A 327-nucleotide genomic window follows, 5' to 3' on the forward strand; every position below is an offset into this window, starting at 1 on the left:
AAGCCGCAGGAGACGTTGAACGGCATGACGACGCGGTCGCCCTCCTCCAGCGTCGATACGGCGTCGCCCACCTCGCTGACGATCCCCATGTTCTCGTGACCGAAGACGATCCCCTCCTCGGCCGCGGTCCGCCCCTCGTACATGTGGAGGTCCGACCCGCAGATACAGGAGGTCGTGATGTCGACCACGACGTCGTTCGGGTGTTCGATCTCCGGTTCGTCCACGTCCTCGACGGCCACTTCGTACGGGCCTTGATAAACAACTGCTCTCATGTTGATCCCAATTGTAACGTGTTAACAATCCGTAGTAAATGTTTTTCCATTATAA

The 327-nt window shown here is 57.5% G+C and carries 1 protein-coding gene; it reads right to left on the reverse strand.

Translation table 11 applies throughout. The annotated features are described in order from the left end of the window. Window positions 1–272: alcohol dehydrogenase catalytic domain-containing protein (locus tag EXE45_RS18520; RefSeq protein WP_158294350.1), on the reverse strand; the 272-nt coding region annotated here is incomplete at its 3' end. Window positions 273–327: the final 55 nt, after the last annotated feature.

Source organism: Halorubrum sp. SP9 (assembly GCF_005435015.1).
Classification (GTDB): domain Archaea; phylum Halobacteriota; class Halobacteria; order Halobacteriales; family Haloferacaceae; genus Halorubrum; species Halorubrum sodomense.